This is a genomic window from Trichococcus sp., assembly GCF_055118575.1.
Map to the genome: position 1 here is coordinate 1 of NZ_JBSQPW010000017.1, position 21949 is coordinate 21949.

The following is a 21949-nucleotide window of genomic DNA, read 5'->3' on the forward strand; positions in this document are numbered from 1 at the left end:
GTCAAGAGCGTTTGTTTCACCTAACTTTGAATAGCAGGGCTTGGTTTTTCACATCACCTCGTTATTTGGGGCAGTTTCCATAGAATTTTTGGCACTACCAAGTAGTTGAATGATTTTGTTATTGGGATCGAATTGATTATGCATCTTATTCCACCTCTCAATTATTCGAGCATCAGGGTATCAAAATCTTTTTCCGATTTTCTGTGTCCCCCCCTAAATAAATGCTTACATCGACAGCTTTTCGTTTTCATAATCAATGTACAGTCGATCACTGACTTTGTGATATTCACAAGACTTTCTGTCTTCAGAAATCGTCTTCAATTCGAAATTCCCGATAAATCTGTAACTGAACTTCCCAAAACTATCTTTCATTCTGGCGAACACGGCTCTCAATTCGCCGACTTCATTTATCACTATCTTCCCGTCTTCGCGGATGTTCTCCTCTTTGATGACGCTCCAATCTTCATTCAAGTAATTCAGCCATTGACTATGCTCTTTTTTGTCTTCTGTCGAAATAGTCGGAAACCAAACATGTGCTGGCCGGTCATCAATAGTGATTTTGATGCTCGCTTGCTGGTATCCTTTATAATTTTTGAAAAACAACTGGTTTGCTACGTCAGTAATCACACGGAAACGGTAAAAATCATCAACCGATAGGTATCCTTTTTCCATTACTTGGTCTTTGACCGATACATCAGTATCCCAGTGTGTGATCTTTTTTTCTGCCACTTTTTCTTTTACCTCCGCTGAAATTATTGCTATCCTCTCTGATAATTCTTTTAAGGGTAGTGTAGCATCCACACGCTTCAATTCGAAAAGACTCTCCTCACGAATGGAGGAAAGTTTCTCTTCGATGGTCAGTTCACGTTTCAGATCTGATTCAACATTATTCTTATGAAAAGCCTCATCTACTTCTACACCGACGTTCAACTGGGGGAAATATAAGTCGATCAGGTAGTATTCGTTGTCATGACCTTTCACATATTGCTGTGTTACAGGCCGTAGATCCAAACAATCTATCTTTTGCCAAATAGCATTCAGGATGTAATTTTCATAATCTTTCCGCTTTGTTCGGGAAAAAGTTTTGATTAGATATTCAACTTTGTTCATATAATCCCCCTTTACACTAGCCCATCATGATAGCTTTCCACTTAACGTCTCTGTGACTTCTTCCTAAGGAATAGCATCATATCGCTAAGCTACAAAAATGGCGTCGCATTGTACCGTTCAAGTTCCTAAAATGCCAATCCCACACGACCAAGACCGCACCGTTTAGGGATTGTCCTCTTAGTGCTCACCTTCTGAACGCGAATCATCAGACTCTTTCATTTATGATATGCATGTGCGTATCATATTCAACTGCGGTTTTTTAAAGCATTAGTGATGTTGCGGGTAGGATAGACATTTAACCCCACATCCTTCATTATGGATATGGGGTCAAAGTGTTATTTATTCGCCATCTGTATGCAATCCTAGAATTCTCCCATTTTAAAGGCAATCTGGATAGCTTAGTTATAGTTATCTGAGTATTTATATTTCCTCATCAGTCGTTTAATTGTTCTTCTACATTTGCACAACCTGATTCACGAATATCTAATATGAAGTCATTTTATTCAAAATTTTTCAGTAAAATTTTTTGTAAGTTTAATGAGTTGTTATTACAGAACAATAGGCTGTGATTTAATCTTCAAATCGTCCCAAGAATCGGAAGTTTGGACATCATTTTCATACGCAATCAGATAACCCCATTTCTGCCCTTTAAAATCAGGCTGACCTAGTAAACGAATAACAACTGACTCTGCTGCCTTTTTTTTCGCTTGAACTATGCTATCGTTTTTCCCAGACTCATTTTTACCTTCAATAATCCAAAAGACTCCATCTTTATCCTTAGCAACGAAATCAGGGAAATAGCGATCCTTAGCGTTATAGTAAATAAATCCATTATCCTGAGAATGAAGTCTGTGCCACCACTCTATATTTGGTGAAGTATTTAATAATTTAGCCAACAAATATTCACCTGAATATGAATCAAATGATTCTGCTTCAAATAAGGATTTAAACCATCCTTCATAAAATCTTCCACGAACAAATTCTGAACTAGATGTTATTGGCTCATGGATTTTTTTCCCCAATGGAACATCAAGAACAGCTTTACCGGGCATTTTTGTAGGAATGATTTCCGTTTTTTCTTTTTTTCCTCGAAGAACTTCATTTGCAAAATCTCTTACTAATTTCTTGAGTTCAATTTCGGCGGATGCCAAAGATTTAACAGTCCATTCATCAAAATCTACTGTTTCGATGAATGTTTTCACCAAATAGTCTCTTATAAGTATCTTGTTTTCCTCGGTAACTGGAATAATTTGACCATTCATAATCAGTCTAGTAAGGACTGATTTCACATCCGCCTCCATTATTGGTTTACTTGCAATCTCAGCACTTTCAGTATCTTGAAACACAATACCTTTTCCTAAAGATGCAACGATTTCTTTTCTAATTAAAATGTCTCCAGTTGACGTAACACGCTTTGCAGCGCGCTCAATTTCATGTTTATCAATATCAGCTATAGAAATATCTGGCTGCACTTCAGTAATTCTAGTAACCGGAAAAACGTACTCTACCTGCACAAACTGAGAATTTCTTTTTATGGTTATATTTTCATAATTACTTGCATCAAAACCTGAATCAGGTATAGGACGAATAGTTACAGAAGGGGCTTCTTCTGAAGAATCTACACTTGAGGTATCTGAATCGTCTTTGGAAGTATCTTCTGAAGAAGTACTCCCATCATCTACTTTCGAGTCTGATTCCGTATTCAATACATCTTCTCCTAGAGATTCTATTGTACGATCAATGAGATCCTTTTGTCTCTCATTGACACCCTCTTCTAAACCAAACTGTTGAAGTACATTTTCAGCGGACAAGAGCTCCTCAAAAGATTGATGAGCAATAATATCCAATTGATCAATTTGTAAAACGCCTGTATATTTACCAAATGGTAAGCGTAATCCTCTGCCCATGGTTTGCTCTGTTAATACTTCTGATGCCATGGCACGCAAGGTAACAATAACTGCGATATTTTTCACATCCCAGCCTTCCTTCAATTTATTGACACTTACCACAGCACGGACAGGAGAATCTGGTTTATCTAAATTATCAAGCAAACGATTAGTAACTTCATCATCATGTTTTGAATCCACTTGTAAAACTGCTAGTCCTTTGTTAAAAAAACGGGGAGAACGAAGTAACTCAGTTACTTGCGTCGCATGATCCGTATCTTGACAAACAATAAAGGCGACAGCATTCACATGATTTAGATTATGCTGCTGACTATATTCATCGTAGTATCTTTGTTTAATCTCCCTTAGTTGTAAAGCATCTTTTAATTGTTGCTCTTCAGATTCTCGACTTGTATCATAACCATCTTTTCTAAAAGCAAGAACAGGCGCTTTCACGTATTTATCCTTAATTGCTTGATATAAAGGATAAGTGAATATGACATGGTCATCTGTCATGGTTGAAGCAGTTAAACCGATAGTTGCCGCAGGTTCTAATTCTTTTAAGGCGGAGTTAAAAGCAACAGCACTTTCACTATATAAATGGGATTCATCCGCAATTACAACTAAATTATCAAAATCTCTTAAATAATCGAATAACACTCCTGCATTTTCATCAAATTTTCTGGTCCTTCTACGAATAGCATCCTGTGTGGCACCGTGTGTTTCACCATCTTGGTTCGTAGGAGCTATCAATTGTTGAATATTAAAAATAAAAAGAAGTATAGGATTTTCCTGACCAAAAGAAAACATGGTGCTACCGTTTAACCTCGCCACCCATTCCGTGTAGTTATCTGGTGTCACAATATCTGGAGGAGCAGGAGATCCCTCAATATATTTATTAGAACCCGGCGCAAAGTTTTGAACTGTTTTTGCTTGTATTACTTTGCCTGGAGTAACGACCAAGACATTACTAACGCCCTGGCAGCGAAGATATTCAATAAATGCCGCCATTAAATATGTTTTACCAACACCTGTAGCGAGTTTTAAGACCTGCGTTACCTCTGGGGCGTAATCCCCTTCTAAAGTAGAAATCAACTGACGTAACCCGTTTTTATTTGGATTTCTTAAATCAAAGTCTGAACTAATTTGCTCTATTAAGTTTGAATCGTAATTTATATTAAGTCTTTTATTCATCTCGTCCCTCCTTTGAATATCTAAAGATTCCATCCGGAAGATGAATAATTCGAGAACCTTTGCGAATCTTTCTTAAATATTCACGTACACCGTCTACAAGGCCTGTTGTTGCTAAGACTAAAGATTTGTCTTCTCCTAAAGCAGCAACTAAAGAATCTACTAAATCAGTATCGGCGATTCCCTCATATACTTTCAAATAGGAGCGTCCCTTTTTTGCATCAAATAAAGAATTCTGATATCTATCAAGTAACCTATATCCAAAATTTGCAGCAACGGACTCAATTAACACCTGTCCTGTCGCTTGCTCTGTTAGAATGACACGATCTAATTCAGAATCATAATCAAAACAAGATGGTGATATATGCGCCACCTGGAAACCACCACCACCGCGCCAGTTTATGGCTTTAGATGGTCCAGTTGCAATCATTCTTTTTATTTCTCCGATTGCTTGTCTTTGATCTTCTGTTAAATCTTCTTCTCTGCTTAACTTGTTTAATAATTGTGTGCTTCTAAATAACTCGTCCGTAGTAAAACCATCTGGTAAGATTGCATTATCTTTCAAAGTTCTTTCTTCTCTATGTGTAATGCCACCTGGATCCTGATTTTTTACCACCATTTCTAATCTGGGTTTAGTGAACGTGTTAAAGTTAGTTTCCAACAACTCACAAGTTATCCATTTTCTGCCCATTTTCTGTGCTACCGCAGCTGAGGTTCCAGATCCTGCAAAACTGTCGAGAACAATATCACCTGGATTTGAAGCAATATGAATGATGCGCTCCAGAAGACGCTCTGGCTTTGGCGTAGAAAATGGTGTTGTTCCTGGGAATAGTTTTTTTATTTCCGATTTTGCTTCATCGTTCGAGCCGACTTCCTTTTGAAACCACATATCTTCTACCGTTCGGTCTTCCATTTCAGATAAATATGTTTTCTTCCTGAATCCCCCATATCCATTGCTTGTTATATACACCATAGGCCAGTTTCCTTTTTCATACACACTTAAACCAATTTCTGGATCGAAATCTGGAATTATAAGAGCTAAAACACCCTTACGAATTTTTTCGATTGAAACATTGCATAATTCCGCACGTTTTTCCACATCGTTAATATCTTCTAACTGATAATTTGGATTCCATCCCTTCATAATTTCCAACAAATTATCTTGTCCAAACCTCCAATGTTGCCCATCTGAAGGATATATGTACTCTCCTGTAATTGGATGTTGTATTGCATACACCATACCCTGATGAGTTCTTGATCCGGTTGCTGTTGCGGGAGCACTAGTCCATCTACCATTCACATCATCATCAGGATTTGAATAACCGCTATTCATGCTTTCCGTACGTCCTAATCTATTAATAGTGAACGGGCCATGAGATTTATAAACAATAATTATGTCATGTCGCCCCGAAATAAACTCCGCATCATTTCTTGGTTTGAATGTTTTTTCCCAAGCTATTTGTGAAATAAAATTATTGGATCCAAATACTTCGTCCATTAATACTCGCATACGATGCACTTCACTACGGTCCAAATGAACCCAAATTGACCCACTTTTTGAGAGTAATTTTTTTAGATTAATCAATCTATCTCTCATCATTGTTAACCAAATGGAGTGTTCTAGATTATCTTCGTATGATTCAAACGTTTTCGAGGTATTAAAGGGCGGATCCAAGTAAATTAATTTTACTTGTCCAACATATTTTCCAGCTAATTCAGGTACTCTTGTCAACGCTTCAAGTACATCCCCAGACTCCCCATGAATCAATAGATTATCACTTTGAGGTTCTAAATCCGCTCTCTCAGAATATTCGTTTTCGTCTAGCTTCGGACTTTGGAATCCTTCTACATATTCATCAAACATTAAGGTGTGAGTTTCACAATATCTTGGGTCAGACGGTTCTACCCATGTATATCCATATTTCCCATTCTCAGTAGGGAGTAAAGCCTTGTCTTTGTTATACCAAGTTAGCTCTAGTCTTTGTTTAATCATTAGTCACCTTTCTTTTGTTTTCAATATATGTCTTTTAAATTGTTTATATTTAACGATTCTTTCTGTTTTTTTCTCCATACAACTTTATAAGAACTAATGTCGCAGTGATACATTTATATTGTTGATAACTTTATACGCTCTTATTATATATTACTATCTTTTTACTCTATATACGATTTGCTATTAATTGTTCCAGCTACTGAAATCGCCCCTTTTATATACATAAAATAATTATAGCATAGTCCCCCTGATTCTAGACTAGTCTTTCCAGAAATCGATTGTTCTTAAACCTTTATTACAAATCAAAAGACCTATCAACTCATGAACCGAACCATATACCATGCGAATTTTTATCTGTATTTGTAATACGGCCCCCGTATCAGATGAAACAGCGGCCCCTCCAACGAAAACCCCATCTATACTTCCGGTACCCATTGATACCCCTTGGAGACCAATTGCTTGATTAGCTTGTTTTCTAGTGCTGCTTCACTCTGATAGGCCATCCAATCATTCCTAGCGGTACGCAAAATGTTTCGATTTTCTTTTCTTTCCATTATCTCAATATCCCGATATTTTTTCAACAACGGGCATCCGACATTTTTTTGGACGAGGAAACGGGCAAAAAAAAAATCAAAATGATGTTTAGGCGGCTTCTGCTTATCACCTACATCAATCCCTTGGACATCATTTTGATTAGCTGTTTCTCCTGTTACACAATCCCTTTTGTGTTGTCTGATTGGATTGTACTGTACCCAATATTACTGACACGTTCCCTCATGCATTCCCTTTCGAATCCCCATGACTTTTCCTTTGTTGCCATGGCTTGCCCCGCAATTCCGCAGTTTCTAGCAGTTAGAGATGCCTTAGTATTTGTTTTCACTGGTGCTGATTTGGCTTCTGGTAGTCCATCTATTATTTTTTACGGAAAAACGGGATTATTATAGGATTTTTGATTGTAATTACTTATTTTACTATTTTTTTACTGTCCGTTTGCTTCCCGCCCCTTGGGGTGGGATGGGAAGCTACGGGCTTCAATCATCCGTGAGAGGTTGAAGGGAATGGATTTCCTGACACGGATTTAGGTGCGACCTGCTTAGGTCTAGAAATGGCACGAAAAAGTCCCTCAACAGGCTATCCTGGAAAGCCTGTCCATTCAGCAACTCACGGGATTATCGACTGTTCCAACATTTACAACACTAAGCAGATTTCTCCTGACAAAACAAAAGAGCCATCACCTTCGTTAGGTGATGACTCTGTTTCAGTTGCGTGAATCAGTTTTCGGATGAAATCTTGGCCTTTTTATTTGGCTGATACTTCATAGATATTGTATATTTTTCAAATGAGAATATTTTAAGAAATCGTACTTGAATATTATCAATGCTCTATTTCTTCTACACCAAGTCTTATTGCCTAATTCGTGATGCGAAAGTTGGGTTATAAGATGTATAGCACATCTCTGGTTTGGAAAAACTACATTCTCTTATTTCGGGTGTTAAGAAATGTTCCAGCCGTAAATATAGCCGCTGTTTTTGCAGCTATGGCTGCCTCTTTTGAATTTTGAGCTATCTCAATTTGTTTTGACAACATTTGTTCTTTATGGACATCTTCGAGCAAACAATTGATTGCTTCTTTCAAATTATCAGCTCTATTGCTAGAAATGTTTTGGATTAACTCTTTTATAATTGTAGGATGTGCATATTCAAAAGATACTATTTTATTTGAATATGCATCATAATAGAGTTGTAATTCTTCTTCTATTTGAACTAGATCGTTTTCAATTTTGTTATTAAGTCTGGTTCGTTCTACGAACTTCTTTTGATTTCTGTTATAAGGATAAACAAGTCCAACATACACAAAATCTATAAAACTTAAAAAAGTCCAAATAAATCCATCTCCTGGTATAAATATCCAAATGATACAAGCTATAAGAATACCAAATACATACCAAAGGGCCGCCTCTCCATTGGTCATATATTTTTTGCTACCTTGTAATGACTCATATCTATCATAAAGATCTTTTTTCTTGCTAAAGTACGAAAGAGCATCATTTAACTTTGTTAGCAAAATATCTTTATGGGATTTTGAATCATGACCATTTTTTCGTGATTGTACTTCTTGAGATTTATTAATATTTAGTTCTTCAATTTGAGATTTTCCGCATTGATTACAAAATTTCGCAGCAGTTGGAAGTTCTGTACCGCAACTAATACAATATTTTCCCATATAGCTCATCCTCTCTTTATATCAAAGCTTACTTTTTCATTCATATTTTTTCAATTTAACTTCGACTAGCCAGAAAATCCTCGGCCTTGCGTCTATGTTCATCTGTAATATACGGAGAAATTATTTTTACTACAGCTACTATCGCGGCTCCATCATCAACATAACCTGCAACAGGAATAAAATCCGGAAGCACATCTACAGGAAAGATAAAATACGCCAAAGCTGAAAATGCAGAAATACGCGCTGATAACGGTGTACTAACATCCATAGAGCAAAAATACATCGCAATAGCATCCGGAACAAATGGTACTTTTCCTAAAGTCTTTTTCGCTTTACTCCAGAGTGTCTTTCCCATATATCCATATTGTCGATAATTTTTCTTATTCCCTTGAATTTTTTGTTTTTTTTCATACTTGCTCATTTTTATCAGCTCCTTATATACCTACTGATTAGGATATTAGAAAAATTCCACTGCAACAAAATGTAAGCGCTGTGTTTATCTAGTTTTATTATAGGCCTATGAAATAATAATATCCATAAATATTTAATAGCCATTATCATAGAATTTTTGTGAAAATTTTATCCTATCAGGTGTTTGTGTTCAACTTCTCTTCACTTCAGTGAACCTTACTTCCCGAGATAGCCGATTTTAGATACTTATCCTCCCCTTATGGGGATTCTATTTATTCAGCAAACACTTCAGCTTTAGATGCTCCGGAAAGCAAAAATGAAATGGAAATCCCGTCACTGTAAACTTCCCGCTCAATCGATTCTATTCTTTTTTCGACATATTGTGTATCAGAAAAAGTCTGGATACTATTTCAGACAGTAGATGTGATCCGCTGCATATTTCTGCTGAAATGCATCCAACACCGCAGTATCATAAAAATGAGCAACCATGTATCCTGTCTTATCGTATGCTTCTGCAATTACTTTAGGTGATAAGACTGTCTTTGGATAGTATGTCGGCATTATTTTTGAAATGCGGTCATAGGTGACTTTCTTGTTCTTTAAGGTCTCTTCTGTATTGACACGGTACAATCCTTTAAAAATGGCTTCATATTTCGCTGAAGATGTCTTCTCATGGGAAAATAGCGTAATCTTTTGATTCAGCTTCGTTAATCTACTCCAGGCGTATTTGTCATTTTCCGCAGAATTAATGTGGAATTCTGTGAACCGATTCCCATCTGGCGTTAATCGGTTGTCCCATTCCCCATTAGGATAAAACTTCAATCTCTTAACGTCCGTATCTTCCTCAAATTTATGCTTTGCTCCGCTACCTTGGAATCCTTTGTACCCCGCACCAAAGCAGTTGCAGCACTCTGCTACGGTTCGTAAGCGTACATCCTCATCTGCGTCTAAATAGCCTTTTTCGATATATTCGCTTGGATTTTGATCTCTGACAGACTCCCATGATACATAAACGTCTTCTTTCTTTCGTTTATCGATAACATCCACCGCCTCATATTGATTTGCTCTAATTATCTCAATGATATCATCGGCATTCAATCTTTATCTTTATTTCATTTAATTTACTTTTATTTTGTGTTATTTCAATTGTTACAGCCTTAGATGATCCGGAAGGTAAAAAAAAGCGGAAAGCCCGTCATCATAGGCTTTCCGCTTTTTCGGTTCTATTCTCTTTTTTCAGTCATTTTAGTACCCAGCTCAGGAATGCCGTCACACCGCCATTCTCCTCAAAAAAATGACCTCATTTATGATATGCATGCCCATGGATAATCCGGAATGCTCTGTAGATCTGTTCGACGAGCACGAGGCGCATGAGTTGGTGCGGGTAGGTCAGTTTGCCGAAGGAGATGTGTTGGTTGGCGCGGGACAGGACGGCTTGGCTGAGGCCGAGCGAGCCGCCGATGATGAAGACGATGTCGCTTTTGCCGGAGGTGCCGAGTTTGTCGATTTCGTTGGCGAATTCCACCGAATCGTACTGTTTGCCCTGGATCGCCATCGCGAAGACGTAGCTCTGTTCCGGGATTTTGGCGAGGATTTTTTCGCCTTCCTTGTCCTTGATGATTTCCATCTCTTTATCGCTCAGGTTTTCGGGCGCTTTTTCGTCGGCGACTTCGATGATCTGCAGCTTACAGTAGCTGCCGAGCCGCTTCGTGTATTCGGCGATGCCCTCCTTCAGATATTTTTCCTTCAGTTTTCCGACCGTGATGATTTTTATGTTCATTGCTTTTCGCTCCTTTTTGTTCTCAACTACTATCCTATGGGAACAAGTGCTATTTCGCAACCGTCTTTTTATTTGAAGGCTTGTTGACGAAAATATAGCTAGGATTTCCTGTTTATCTTATTATTAACCAAACTGATTGTACAGTCTTATTATAATATGAAGAAAAGTGCAATTTTCGTCTGAAAAAGGCATGAAAACCAGTTGCTTTTTTCTGCAAATGATTTAAGATATCCTTATGCTTTTGAGTTGCTTAATCATGCAATAGCATTATAATGAAGTAACAAATCCTATTCGCATGCTATTTGAGAGGAGAATTTGACCCATTGTGTTAAAGAAATTTTCGAGTTGGACTGCTTCACAAAAGATCGCAACGAGCTTTGCCTTTGTCATCTTTACCGGATCGATTTTACTTACGCTGCCGATCAGTCAGCTACCCACTTCGAATGCAACCTATTTCGACAACCTATTCACTGCTATATCGATGGTTAGTGTGACCGGCCTGTTCACCGAATCTGTATACGACTCGTACACTATCTTCGGACAGGTCGTCGGGATGGCCTTAATGCAGATCGGTGGATTGGGATTGATGACCCTGATCGCTTCCGTCATTACGCGCCTGAAAGGCAGGATTGGTCTTCGGAACCGTTTGGCCGTACAGGAAGGGATCAACCGTGGTGATGCGCGTGGATTCAGGGAATACCTTTCGGATATCCTGAAATATACCGCTGTCATCGAATTGACCGGTTTCGTTTTGCTTTCGATCCGCTTTGTGCCGGAAATGGGTTGGCCGCTTGGTCTTTTTACTTCCCTGTTCTTGGCGATTTCAGCATTTTGTAATGCCGGATTCGATCCAATGGGAAATGTCAGCCTCGTGGATTATGTCCATGACCCATTGGTGAACTATGTCATCACTTCGCTTGTCATTTTGGGCGGTATCGGCTTTTCGGTCTGGTTCGACGTATCGAAAAGCGTAAAATGCTATTTTGCCAAAAAATGCAGACCAAGCTTGAAAGTCTTTTTCCGTGGCCTGTCGTTGCATAGCCGCCTTGCTGTCAGCGTATCGCTTGTGCTCATCCTTGTTGGTCTTGTCTTCTTTGTTGCGGTTGAATACAACAATCCGAATTCGATCGGAACATTCACCTTTCAGCAGAAGCTCTTAGCCGGTTATTTTCAGACCGTCACCATGCGTACTGCAGGATTCGCGACGATCGACTATACAACCGTTTACCCCTTCACACTTTTCTGGTTTGTGTTGACCATGTTTGTCGGTGGTTCGCCAGGCGGTACTGCGGGCGGTCTGAAAACTACGACATTCGCAATCATCTTCCTCACGCTCTACAACGAGTTGCGCGGACAAAGCAATGTGAATATCGCAAACCATACAATCAGTCGCCCACAAGTCCGTCAGGCGTTCGTCATCTTTATGACACTACTGGGAACCTTGATTCTCGGAACAAGCGTATTGAGCATCTTGAACCCTGAAGTGGATTTTATTTACATTCTGTTTGAAGCGGTGTCTGCGATTGCGACGGTGGGCGTCAGCGCCAACCTTACTCCAACTCTGGGAGAGTTGAGCCAAGCCGTTATTATGGTGCTGATGTTTGCAGGGCGTATCGGTCCGATAACCATGTTGGACAGTCTCGTCAGACGCACGCAAAAAGTACAAGATGTAGAGTTTTCTAAAGGAACTATCCTGATCGGATAATAGCAAAGAGGAGCGTATCTAAATATGAGTAAATTGGTTGGTATTTTGGGACTAGGTATTTTCGGCTCGACAATCGCAAAAACGTTGAGCGAATTCGATTCGGATGTTATCGCTGTCGACAAGGATCCTGAGAACGTTAATCGTCTGGAACCATTCATCACAAAAGGGATCATAGGCGACGTAACCGATCTGGCTTTGCTTGAATCGATCGGTCTTTCAGACTGTGATGTGGTCGTGATCGCTACCGGTACGGTGTTGGAAGCCAGCGTGTTGGCTGTCATGAACTGCAAGAAACTCGGCATCAAGCATATCATCGCCAAAGCAAAAAACAAGAATTACCGTGAAGTTCTGGAAGCGATCGGCGCAGACACTGTTATCCTGCCTGAGAAAGAAACCGGCATGCGCCTCGCGAAAAATATCCTGCGCACCAACATTGAAGATGTGGTGAATCTGGATGATCAGACTTCCATCATTGAATTCTATCCGCCTATAAAATGGGTCGGTAAAACATTGGGTCAATTAGACTTGCGCAACAAATACGATATAAACATCATCGGATTGCGCAAACACCGTGGCGAACGCCTGGATGTGTCGTTCTCGGCAGATTATGTTGTGGACAAGGATATCGTGCTTGTGGGTATCACCGAGTCTGATGTATTCGAACGTTTTGATTATTTGAACCAATTATCTTGATTAACTGGGGGCTGTCTCGAAAGGGACAGCCCTTTCTTTGTGCATATGCGCGCTCTGGTTGTCGGATTCTTTCCGGTTATCCGACAACTTACACACCGAATGCGGCCGGGTTGTCCGATTCTTTCCGGTTATCCGACAACCTCTACACCGAATGCGGCCGGGTTGTCCGATTCTTTCCGGTTATCCGACAACCTCTACACCGAATGCGGCCGGGTTGTCCGATTCTTTGCGGTTATCCGACAACCTGCACACAGAATGCGGCCGGGTTGTCCGATTCTTTCCGGTTATCCGACAACCTGCACACAGAATGCGGCCGGGTTGTCCGATAACAGCTTCGGTTATACCCACTTCACACACTCAAATCACACCTTATCCACAAAAGTTATACACATGTACACATGTTCCCCCGTTATCTAGTGGTAGTCTTTTTTGGGGGCACATCATCTTGATTATCTCTGAAATGAATTATCCGCCTGCACACATAGTTATGCACATGGCAGGTTGAGCAATCTTTTTCCATTTAACCCGCTTTATTACAACGTTTTATAACTATTTTTCACATGACGCTTTTTTAATCCACAGGTTAATCCATTTTCTGTGGATAACTCCCATTTTCAGAAAGCAGTGTTCCCATAACCATTTACGTGTTTTGCACACAAAAACTTTTTTTCCACAGAAATTATCCACATTCGTGTGGATTTCTGCCTCTTCCCGCATCATCCACCTTAGTATAAAACGCAAAATAGGGGCTGTATCAGAACCAGAACAGGGTTTTCTGGTTGTAATAATTCTCTTTTTATCTGGTAATTGATTTTTATGCTCATAGATTCCCCGCCAAAACCCATTTAGCGGGGTAAAATGTCCAAGGGCAACACGAGATTCCCCGTCAAAACCCATTTGACGGGGTAAAACGTCCGCGGGGAACATGAGATTCCCCGCAAAAGCCAATTTGGCGGGGAATTCCACCACCGAAAAAGCAAATAAGGGGCTGCCTCATTTCGAGACAGCCCCTGTTCAACCTTTCATTCATCTTTCCAACTTATTCGGCTGAAGTCTGTCCTTCAGTCAGGGTTACCGTTGTTGACTGCAGTGTGCCTTCACGGTAATAGGCGATTTCCACATCGCTTCCTACTTCCAGTGCATACAGGATTTTGCGCAGATCAACGATGCTCGTTACGGCTTCGCCGTTCATTTCCGTGATGACGTCGTATTGTTCCAATCCGCCCAGTTCGGCTGCCGACAAGGCTTGGACTTCGGCGATGACGACGCCTGCCGTCACATCCTCAGGCAGACTGAGTACAGAGCTTTGTTGGGACGCTGAAATTTGGGACAGATCCAACATGGATACGCCCAAGATCGGACGGATGATTTCGCCGTTCTGTTCCAATTCGTTGATGATGGTCAGGACATCGTTGCTTGGGATCGCGAAGCCCATCCCCTCAACATTCGAATCGGATATCTTCATTGAGTTGATGCCGATGACTTGGCCGGCGATATTGATGAGAGCGCCGCCGGAATTGCCTGGGTTGATTGCCGCATCCGTCTGCAGCGCCGTCACATCCCAGTCGACGATGCTGTCCCCATCCACATCTGTGGATACGGAACGGTTTTTGGCTGAGATGATGCCTTGGGTGACCGAAGTTGCGAACTCGGTACCAAGCGGAGAGCCGATTGCGATGGCCGGTTCGCCGACATTGACAGCGTCCGAATCACCGAAGGAAGCCACAGCAGTAACATTCGTTGCCGGTATCGTCAAGACGGCCAAATCGGTCCAGACATCGCTGCCGACGACAGTCGCTACTTCTTTCGTGCCGTCCTTCATCAGGATCTCCAGCTCGTCCGCACCGTCGATGACGTGGTTGTTCGTCACGATATAGGCGAGGTCGTCTTCAATCTTATAGATGACGCCGCTGCCCTCGCTTGATGTCTCCAGCGTATCGTTGGTCGTATCCGAGGAGTTCTGCGGCAGATCAAAGCCGAACATATTTTGGCTGCCTGCCTGCATATTGATGATGGAGACCACTGCATCTTGTACTTTTTCGACAGCTGCAGTCGTGTCGGTCGTCACATTGACGGCGATATCCGTCACGGTTTCATTGACGGATGGGTTTCCGTTGTCGTCTGTTCCCGATCCGTTGCCGAGGATTCCTGTACCGAACAGCAAGCCAGCGCCGATCAGGGCGACCATCCCGCCACCGATTAACCCACCGACAATGCCGTTCTTGATTGGTGAATTTTTACGGTCTTTTGGGCGTTTCGATGATTCTTCCGTGTCGCTGACGCTGTTGTATACGCGCGCGCGTTCCTCTTTGTTCATGGTTGTTCTTGTGGTTGGCTCCACGACCGGTTCTTCTTCAATTTCTGTGTATTCTGCCTCTACTTCGATTTCTTCGGATAAGTCTTCCTGCCTGTGATCAGCAGCTGGAGCATCGGCGGCAGTCGATTCAGTTTCCGTTTCATTGTATGCTTCTTGATCAAGCGGATTGTTTTTGTTTTCTTCGTCCCTGTCCATTATGATTCCTCCTTATCGTTCTACAAGATCAGTATAGTACCTTATTTTGAATAAATTATGAAGATAGTGAGAGGTATTTCGGAAAATGAATCCTCAGTACATTAATTGTATCATATCCGCGTACGCAAAAAGGAGCGGAATCACTCGATCCACCCCTGTGCTTGCAATCCCGCCAAATGCCTAAACTCTGAAAAGTTCGGTAGGCTCGTCCGGATCGGTATCATATACAAAAAAATCTTCGTTGACGCCCAGGCCTTTTTGCATCAGGATACTTTCGGCCGTATGGTGCGCCAAAGTCTTGATGTTGTTGTCCCGGCTCAAATGGCCAAGGTAGATGCGCTTGGTCCGGTCGCCCAACATTTCGGCGATGGCGGCAGCTCCATCCTCATTGGAAAGATGGCCCTCATCCCCCAAAATACGCTGTTTCAGTGACCATGGGTATCCGCCCATGCGCAGTAATTCAAGATCATGATTGCTTTCGATGAGGTACGCATCCGCATCCCGCAAGAGACCGCGCAAACGATCGCTGACATAGCCGGTATCGGTCAACATGACCATCTGTTTGCCTTCATGATGGAAGGAGTAGAACTGCGGCTCTGCGGCATCATGGGAAACACCGTAGCTTTGGATATCAACATCGCCCAAAGTCAGCACCTGGCCCATCTCGAAAATGTGCTTCTGCTCGGTCTTGACGTTGCCGATGATGTGGTCCATCGCTTTCCAGGTCGCTTCGTTGGCATAAAGATCCATGTGGTACTTGCGCGCCAGGACGCCCAGGCCGTGCACGTGATCGCGGTGTTCATGCGTGACGAGGATCGAATCCACCTCAGCGATATCCCGATCGATTTTTGCCATCAGTCCGGCGATTTTTTTCCCGCTCAGCCCGCAGTCCACCAATATTTTCCGTTTCGGTGTCTCGATATAGGTGCAGTTGCCGGAACTGCCGCTCGCCAGATAGCTGACGCGCATGCCTTCTTTTTCTATTGTCTCAATCAAACTTAGCCCCGTTGCCATAAATCTAACTAAATCTAGTTTATGTTTGCTTCCCTGTTCTTCGTGCCCGATTTGGTCCTGACGGACTACTTTCGTTTGTTGCAGCACTCCGAGGGCGTAAATTCCGATGCAACGAATCGTACATACCCGAGTTACCGTTAGACTGCTTGGTAATCCCTCAGATTGTAGCTTGCGTTCAGATCCCTATCGCAATGATGGCCGCAGGTGCAGTGGTAGACCCTGTCGCTGCGTTTCAAGTCTTTTTTGAGCGTTCCGCAGTTGTTGCACAACTTGGAACTCGGGAACCACTGGTCCGCTTCCACAAAAGCAATGCCGTGCAGTTCGCACTTGTATCGCAGGCATTGTTTGAAGAAATAGAGTTTCTGATTTGCGATTGCCTTAGCTAAACACTTGTTCTTCATCATGCCGCGGATGTTCAGCGTTTCCATCACAATGCAAGAGGGTTTGGATTTCACGATCTCTGCTGTTGCTTGATGGACATGATTGGTTCGGATGTTGGCTAAGCGTCTGTGTTGCTTTCGGATTTCACCTTCTAGTTTTAGGAGATGGTTAGATTTAGGCATTCCTTTCTTGTATTTTTTACTTGCACGCCGCTGTAATCTCTTGAGGCGTTTCTCCGCTTTCCTCACGGAGGCTGTTTTGTTTATATTGTTGTAAAAAATGCCATCCGAGGTGACCGCCAACTCCTTGATGCCGACATCCACCCCGACAATCCGATCATCCAATTCGACTTTTATTGGATTCACCTCGAAGCCGACCGTCAGGTAGCAATATTTGCCATCGAACTTGATGCGCGGATTGTAGTATTTGCAATCCTCGGGCAACGGTTCGTTGGTTTTCACCCAACCGATTTTTTCCAACAGAACGCGGTTGCCTTTCACTTTCAGCTTAACGCAGTCATTGTAGAAACTCGGTGTGGAGCGGCGCTTAGTCTTGAACCGTGGATGTTTGGCTTGCCCTTTGAAAAAGGCTTTGTAGGCTTTGAAGGCATCCTGGACCGCCTGTTTAACGACATTGTTGGAAACGTCATTCAGCCAGGCATATTTCTTGCGCTTCTTCATCTTGGTAATGTGCTTGCGCAACTCATTGTCGCTGATGAACGTTCCACCGAAGCGGTGGTTCATTTCCTGCATTCGGATTGTGTAGTTTTAGGCCCAGCGAGCAACGCCAGCCGCTTGGTAGAGTTGGGAAGTTTCGTCAATCAGAATCAAGCGGACCTTCTTTGTCAGCATCATCTCGGATCATTCCTTTTTATACATAAAGTATTAGAGTAAATGAAATTAAATACAAAAGATTTGAGTGCATTTGAGGAGATTTTTATTGACTGTTAAAAGTCTCCAATACATCCATAAGTTTAACTTATTTTTTGGAAAATGCCAGTAATTTTTCTCAGTGTTAAGAAAAGTTAATCTTCCGGCGCTGCATGGGGAGGTCTCTTCGAAAGCTGCTTATTTCTTGGTTTTGCGCCAGGCTTTCTTGGCGATTTTGAGCGCGCGCAGTTTGGCGGTCTTCTTCGATCGGTTCTGCTGGCTCTGTACGAGGATCGCATCCAGCAAGGTGATTCCCTCTTCCACGAAGGCCCCTTTGTTCAGCATGATGCATTCCGCTTGCCCGGCCATCGTCGCATCGGACATCTCCGCCCGCGTCGGCACACCGTTTTTCACCATGTTCTCGAGTACCTGCGTGCTCCAAATGACCGGAATGTGCGCAGCCTCGCAGATCCAGAGTATTTCCTCCTGCAGTTCCGACAGCCTCAGGAAACCGGCCTCGGCAGCCAGGTCTCCGCGGGCAATCATGATCGCCAAGGGGTTTTTGCTGGCAGCCGCGACGATCAGTTCCGGCAGATGGTTCACAGCTTCCACCGTTTCGATTTTGATCACAAGCGGGATAGCGGCAGCTGCTGCACTGCCGACATGCTCCGCCAAAGTTTTTTGGATAGCAACGATGTCCTTGCTACCGCGGACAAAGGAGAAGCCCAGAATATCGGCCTCTTTTTCGGCCACCAGCAGGTCTTCCTGATCCTTTTCGGTCAGGATTGGCATCTTAAAAGTGGATTCCGGGAAATTGAGTCCTTTTTGCGGTTTCACCCGGATCCCTTTTGCCTTGGCTGCTTTCCCTACCTGCACAACGACGCCTTGCGCTTTCTGCTCCACCACACGCCCTTCCAGGACGCCATCATCCAAAATGACCGGACTGTCTAGCTTCAGCTCATCAAAGAGATTCAGGCTTTCGCTGAACACAATGGCTGGATAGTGCTTCAGATCTTTGAAGGAAGCATCCGCCGTCAGGAAGAACAAGTCCCCAACTTTGAGGCGAGGCTTCTCCTTTTCACTGCTGACGGCATCCACCCGGATCTTCGGACCTGCGATATCAAAATAGATGCGGCAACTCTTGCCGGCAGTTTTTTGGGCATCCTTAAGATTCTCGATCATCTTCAGCCAGACGGCGCTGTCATCATGGGCGCAGTTGATCCGGGCGATATCCATGCCGCGCTCGAGCAGGCGGACGAGGAAGTCTTTATCCGCTGCGGCCTGTTCCGGAAGGGTGACCATGATCCGGGTAGTCCGGTGCTTCGGTGGGTCACCCAACAAGACGGTCGCCTCGGTCGCCAATTTTTTCCGGCCCGGGAATTTCTCGGTCGTCTTAGGATAGTCATCCAGCTGCTTGATTTCCCCTGACATCAACGCCAAATTGCGTACGATTGCATCCAGCTGTTGAAGGACTTTCGATTCTGTCCTTCCCAGCGAGGATAACCCCCATTTCGATAGCTGGCCCTGCAGCGGGCGGATATCCCTGCGGCGCAACGCCAGATAGTAGGCAAGATTCTTGCCGCTCAACCGGAAGGACGTCCGGGAAATACCCGGCTCCCATTCCGCATAAAGGGCATTGCCTTCTTCATAGACCGCTTGACGGAGCGCACGCATCTCCTCATGCAATGACTGCAATTCGTTCCGTTCTTTCTCTTTCACTTTATTCACACCCCTACCTTTCATCATTCATCAAATGAAGGACTGTCTGCCGAAAAATAGCTTCGTAGTTGAAACAAAAACACCCTGCTCTGCTTGAGAATAGGATGTTTTCGAAAGTATCGACGTCATTCGTCAGAAAGCACCGCCGCCGGAACCGCCACCCGAACCACCGGATGAACCGCCGCTGAAACCGCCACCGAAGCCGCTACTGTTGGAGGAAGTCGGCATCGATTTGGTTACGCCTGTGTTGATGCTGTTGTTCAGCGAAGACAGGAAGATGGCATTGTTCATGTAATAATAGCTGCCAAAAGCGGAGGCTTGGATTTCGTTCACAGGGAACTCGACCTGCATCTGCTTCATGACCTTGTCGGCCACTCCAAGCGAAACGGCATAGACCAAGAAATGATCCCACAAAGCGATTGATCCGACTTCGCGCATCGGAAAAGCACCCACGTCTTTCAACATGTTGCGGAAGCCGGTCCATTCCTGTTTCGTCCGTTCCCCTTCCGCCGTCATGATTGGCTTGATTGCCACTGCCATCAGTTGGATGAAACTGAGAACAGCACCCAAGACGGCGAGGATGATCGCCCAAGCGATAAAGTTTCCGCTCATGATGCCGGAGAACAAAACCCCAAACAAAAGGAATATGTTTGCGGCAAAAGCCAAAGTTGCGAAGGCAATCCCTTTTTTATTGTCCTTTGAACGGTAATTCTTGCGTTTCGGCGTGGCGACGTCCATTACGCGTTCTTGCCATTTGACCCGATTCTCATTGAAGCGTTTCGCTTCCGTCGAATTGTCGGCGATGTTCTCGATATCATCGAGTGTGACGCTTTCCCCGTTCCCGACATCGCTGATGAACCACTCCAAAAGTTGTTTTTCGTGGCTCAGGAGCGGAGCATTTTTTGTGTCCTTGATCTGCGTCAGCAAGAAGGAGTCTTCCGGCGCTTTTTCCCGCCCGAAGATCCCTTTTTGGGGAATCTGCACGGGTGAAATCGTCAGATAGCCTTTTCGCACCAGATCCAGAATAGTCGCTGAAATGTCGGCAGCCTGCACATTGCCGCTGAAGACAGCACCGTTCATGACGGCCGGCGTCATGTCCTCAGGCAATTCATAGATATGGTCCGGCAGATGGATTTCCTGCGGAATCTCTTTTTTTCTTGCTCTCCTTACCCAGAGGAACACCAGAATCGGCAAAATCGGCGCGATCACAGCAAAAACAGCACTGAGGATGCCAAAAAGCAGCGCATTGCGTTCTTCTTCTTCGGCCAAGGCGGCTTCCTGCGCCAAGATTTCATCGAATTTATCCTCGTTCACTACGTTCGGATTGTCTGCCGTAATGCGGGTCGGGAAAATCACATGCGCCTCCACGAACTGATTGGCCGGATTCTGCGGAACGTAAAGCAAGGCTTTTTGATTGTCTTCCAGGGTCACGGTACTGTTCTCATCGCCGCCGTGGCCCCAAGCGCGCAATTCCTCTTCGCCAGTCGCTTCCGGCAACAGGATGGTGACGTCCACATCGTTCAACGGATCCTCCCAGGCGGACCCGATGACCTTGCGATTGAATTCAGCGATATCATTATAATTCGTCACGATTTCGGGAATGCGGTATTGGTAGATGACCGTCTGGATTTCATCAGTCATCCTGTTATATACGGTGAATTTCAGGAAATCACCAGTGTTGTCCAGTTTGAACGTCCCCGCTTCCTCCGTGTCGCTCAAAGCAAAGGGGAACGTATTTTCCGAAAGATAGCCTTGCATCGAAACCTTCACATCGGTCGGATCCGCCACCTCCGAAATATCCAAATCATAAAGTACCCCATTGAACTCCCCTTCGAAATCGTAAGTGATGCTCTCTGTGAAAAAAGCGCTGCCATCCCGCTGTATTTCGACCAGCACATCGTAATTCGTAATCTCATAGGAACGGGCCTTTACTTCCTTCTGTCCAAATCCGATCAAAAAAAAGAACATGAACAGCGCAATCGAGCCTATCCGTTTCATCGTTACCTTCCCCTTCCGATACCATCCATCAAGCTTGATGCTTCTGATACCCCCATTTTAACAAACATGTCTGCACAACAAAAGGAAGAACCTCATTTTTCATTGTCATTAACTTAAGGGCATTGACAAATAAGACGCGAGCTGAAATCAGAGGGGATTGGCGATCAGAGTCCAGATGAAATGATCAGCCCAGTGGTCAAAACTGTCGAATATAAGCGGTAGATTCGATAATTTGATTTCCGGTTATGCCGAGATTATCGAATGTCTAGAAGCATTCAACAATTTGGCATCATATCGGACCGAAATTATCGAATAGGCAAGGAACATTCAACAATTTGGCCTCGCAATCAAAAAAAAGCGGGTATGCATACTGCACCCCCGCTTTTTTTCAGTCGTCAAGTTGTTTAAGTTAATGCCATTGCCTCATTTCGAGATTCTTCCTTTTGTTCGTGTTGTTTTAAAAA

General features: G+C 43.3%; 14 protein-coding genes. 2 read left to right on the forward strand and 12 right to left on the reverse strand.

What is annotated here, in order from left to right; all coding sequences use genetic code 11:
* Positions 1-225: 225 nt before the first annotated feature.
* The 7 genes from ACTCCX_RS06175 to rlmH form a co-directional block, all read right to left on the reverse strand.
* Positions 226-1110, reverse strand: a complete 885-nt coding sequence (locus ACTCCX_RS06175) for an AbaSI family restriction endonuclease (RefSeq protein WP_463275189.1) — start codon at positions 1108-1110, stop codon at positions 226-228.
* 548 nt (positions 1111-1658) lie between these two features.
* On the reverse strand, positions 1659-4190 hold the full coding sequence (locus ACTCCX_RS06180) for a DEAD/DEAH box helicase (RefSeq protein ID WP_463275190.1): 2532 nt from the start codon (positions 4188-4190) through the stop codon (positions 1659-1661).
* Positions 4183-6180: a site-specific DNA-methyltransferase gene (locus ACTCCX_RS06185; protein WP_463275191.1), complete on the reverse strand. Its 1998-nt coding sequence runs from the start codon at positions 6178-6180 to the stop codon at positions 4183-4185. The genes ACTCCX_RS06180 and ACTCCX_RS06185 overlap by 8 nt, the downstream gene beginning before the upstream one ends.
* 1470 nt (positions 6181-7650) lie before the next feature.
* Positions 7651-8403, reverse strand: a complete 753-nt coding sequence (locus tag ACTCCX_RS06190) for a zinc ribbon domain-containing protein (RefSeq protein WP_463275192.1) — start codon at positions 8401-8403, stop codon at positions 7651-7653.
* A 55-nt stretch (positions 8404-8458) separates the two neighbouring features.
* Complete coding sequence (locus ACTCCX_RS06195) at positions 8459-8824, reverse strand: YkvA family protein (RefSeq protein WP_463275193.1); 366 nt, start codon at positions 8822-8824, stop codon at positions 8459-8461.
* A 395-nt stretch (positions 8825-9219) separates the two neighbouring features.
* Positions 9220-9912 (reverse strand): hypothetical protein, encoded by a 693-nt coding sequence (locus tag ACTCCX_RS06200; protein ID WP_463275194.1) that lies wholly within the window; start codon positions 9910-9912, stop codon positions 9220-9222.
* 202 nt (positions 9913-10114) lie between these two features.
* Positions 10115-10594 carry a 23S rRNA (pseudouridine(1915)-N(3))-methyltransferase RlmH gene (gene rlmH, locus ACTCCX_RS06205; protein WP_463275195.1) on the reverse strand — a complete coding sequence of 160 codons (480 nt, stop codon included), beginning with the start codon at positions 10592-10594 and terminating at the stop codon, positions 10115-10117.
* Between the two features lie 325 nt (positions 10595-10919).
* Here rlmH and ACTCCX_RS06210 point away from each other — a divergent pair, with 325 nt between their 5' ends.
* Both ACTCCX_RS06210 and ACTCCX_RS06215 read left to right on the forward strand, forming a co-directional pair.
* Positions 10920-12299 (forward strand): TrkH family potassium uptake protein, encoded by a 1380-nt coding sequence (locus tag ACTCCX_RS06210; protein WP_463275196.1) that lies wholly within the window; start codon positions 10920-10922, stop codon positions 12297-12299.
* 24 nt (positions 12300-12323) lie between these two features.
* On the forward strand, positions 12324-12992 hold the full coding sequence (locus tag ACTCCX_RS06215) for a potassium channel family protein (RefSeq protein WP_463275197.1): 669 nt from the start codon (positions 12324-12326) through the stop codon (positions 12990-12992).
* Positions 12993-14031: 1039 nt separating this feature from the next.
* Here the strand turns inward: ACTCCX_RS06215 and ACTCCX_RS06220 are convergent.
* The 5 genes from ACTCCX_RS06220 to ACTCCX_RS06240 form a co-directional block, all read right to left on the reverse strand.
* On the reverse strand, positions 14032-15309 hold the full coding sequence (locus ACTCCX_RS06220) for a S1C family serine protease (protein ID WP_463275244.1): 1278 nt from the start codon (positions 15307-15309) through the stop codon (positions 14032-14034).
* A gap of 375 nt (positions 15310-15684) precedes the next feature.
* On the reverse strand, positions 15685-16473 hold the full coding sequence (locus ACTCCX_RS06225) for an MBL fold metallo-hydrolase (protein ID WP_463275245.1): 789 nt from the start codon (positions 16471-16473) through the stop codon (positions 15685-15687).
* 182 nt (positions 16474-16655) lie between these two features.
* Positions 16656-17657: an RNA-guided endonuclease InsQ/TnpB family protein gene (locus ACTCCX_RS06230; protein WP_463275246.1), complete on the reverse strand. Its 1002-nt coding sequence runs from the start codon at positions 17655-17657 to the stop codon at positions 16656-16658.
* Between the two features lie 309 nt (positions 17658-17966).
* Positions 17967-19487: a pyruvate kinase gene (locus tag ACTCCX_RS06235; RefSeq protein WP_463275198.1), complete on the reverse strand. Its 1521-nt coding sequence runs from the start codon at positions 19485-19487 to the stop codon at positions 17967-17969.
* A 132-nt stretch (positions 19488-19619) separates the two neighbouring features.
* Entirely contained in the window at positions 19620-21485 is a 1866-nt protein-coding gene (locus tag ACTCCX_RS06240; RefSeq protein ID WP_463275199.1) for a DUF2207 domain-containing protein, read from the reverse strand.
* Between the last annotated feature and the right edge of the window lie 464 nt (positions 21486-21949).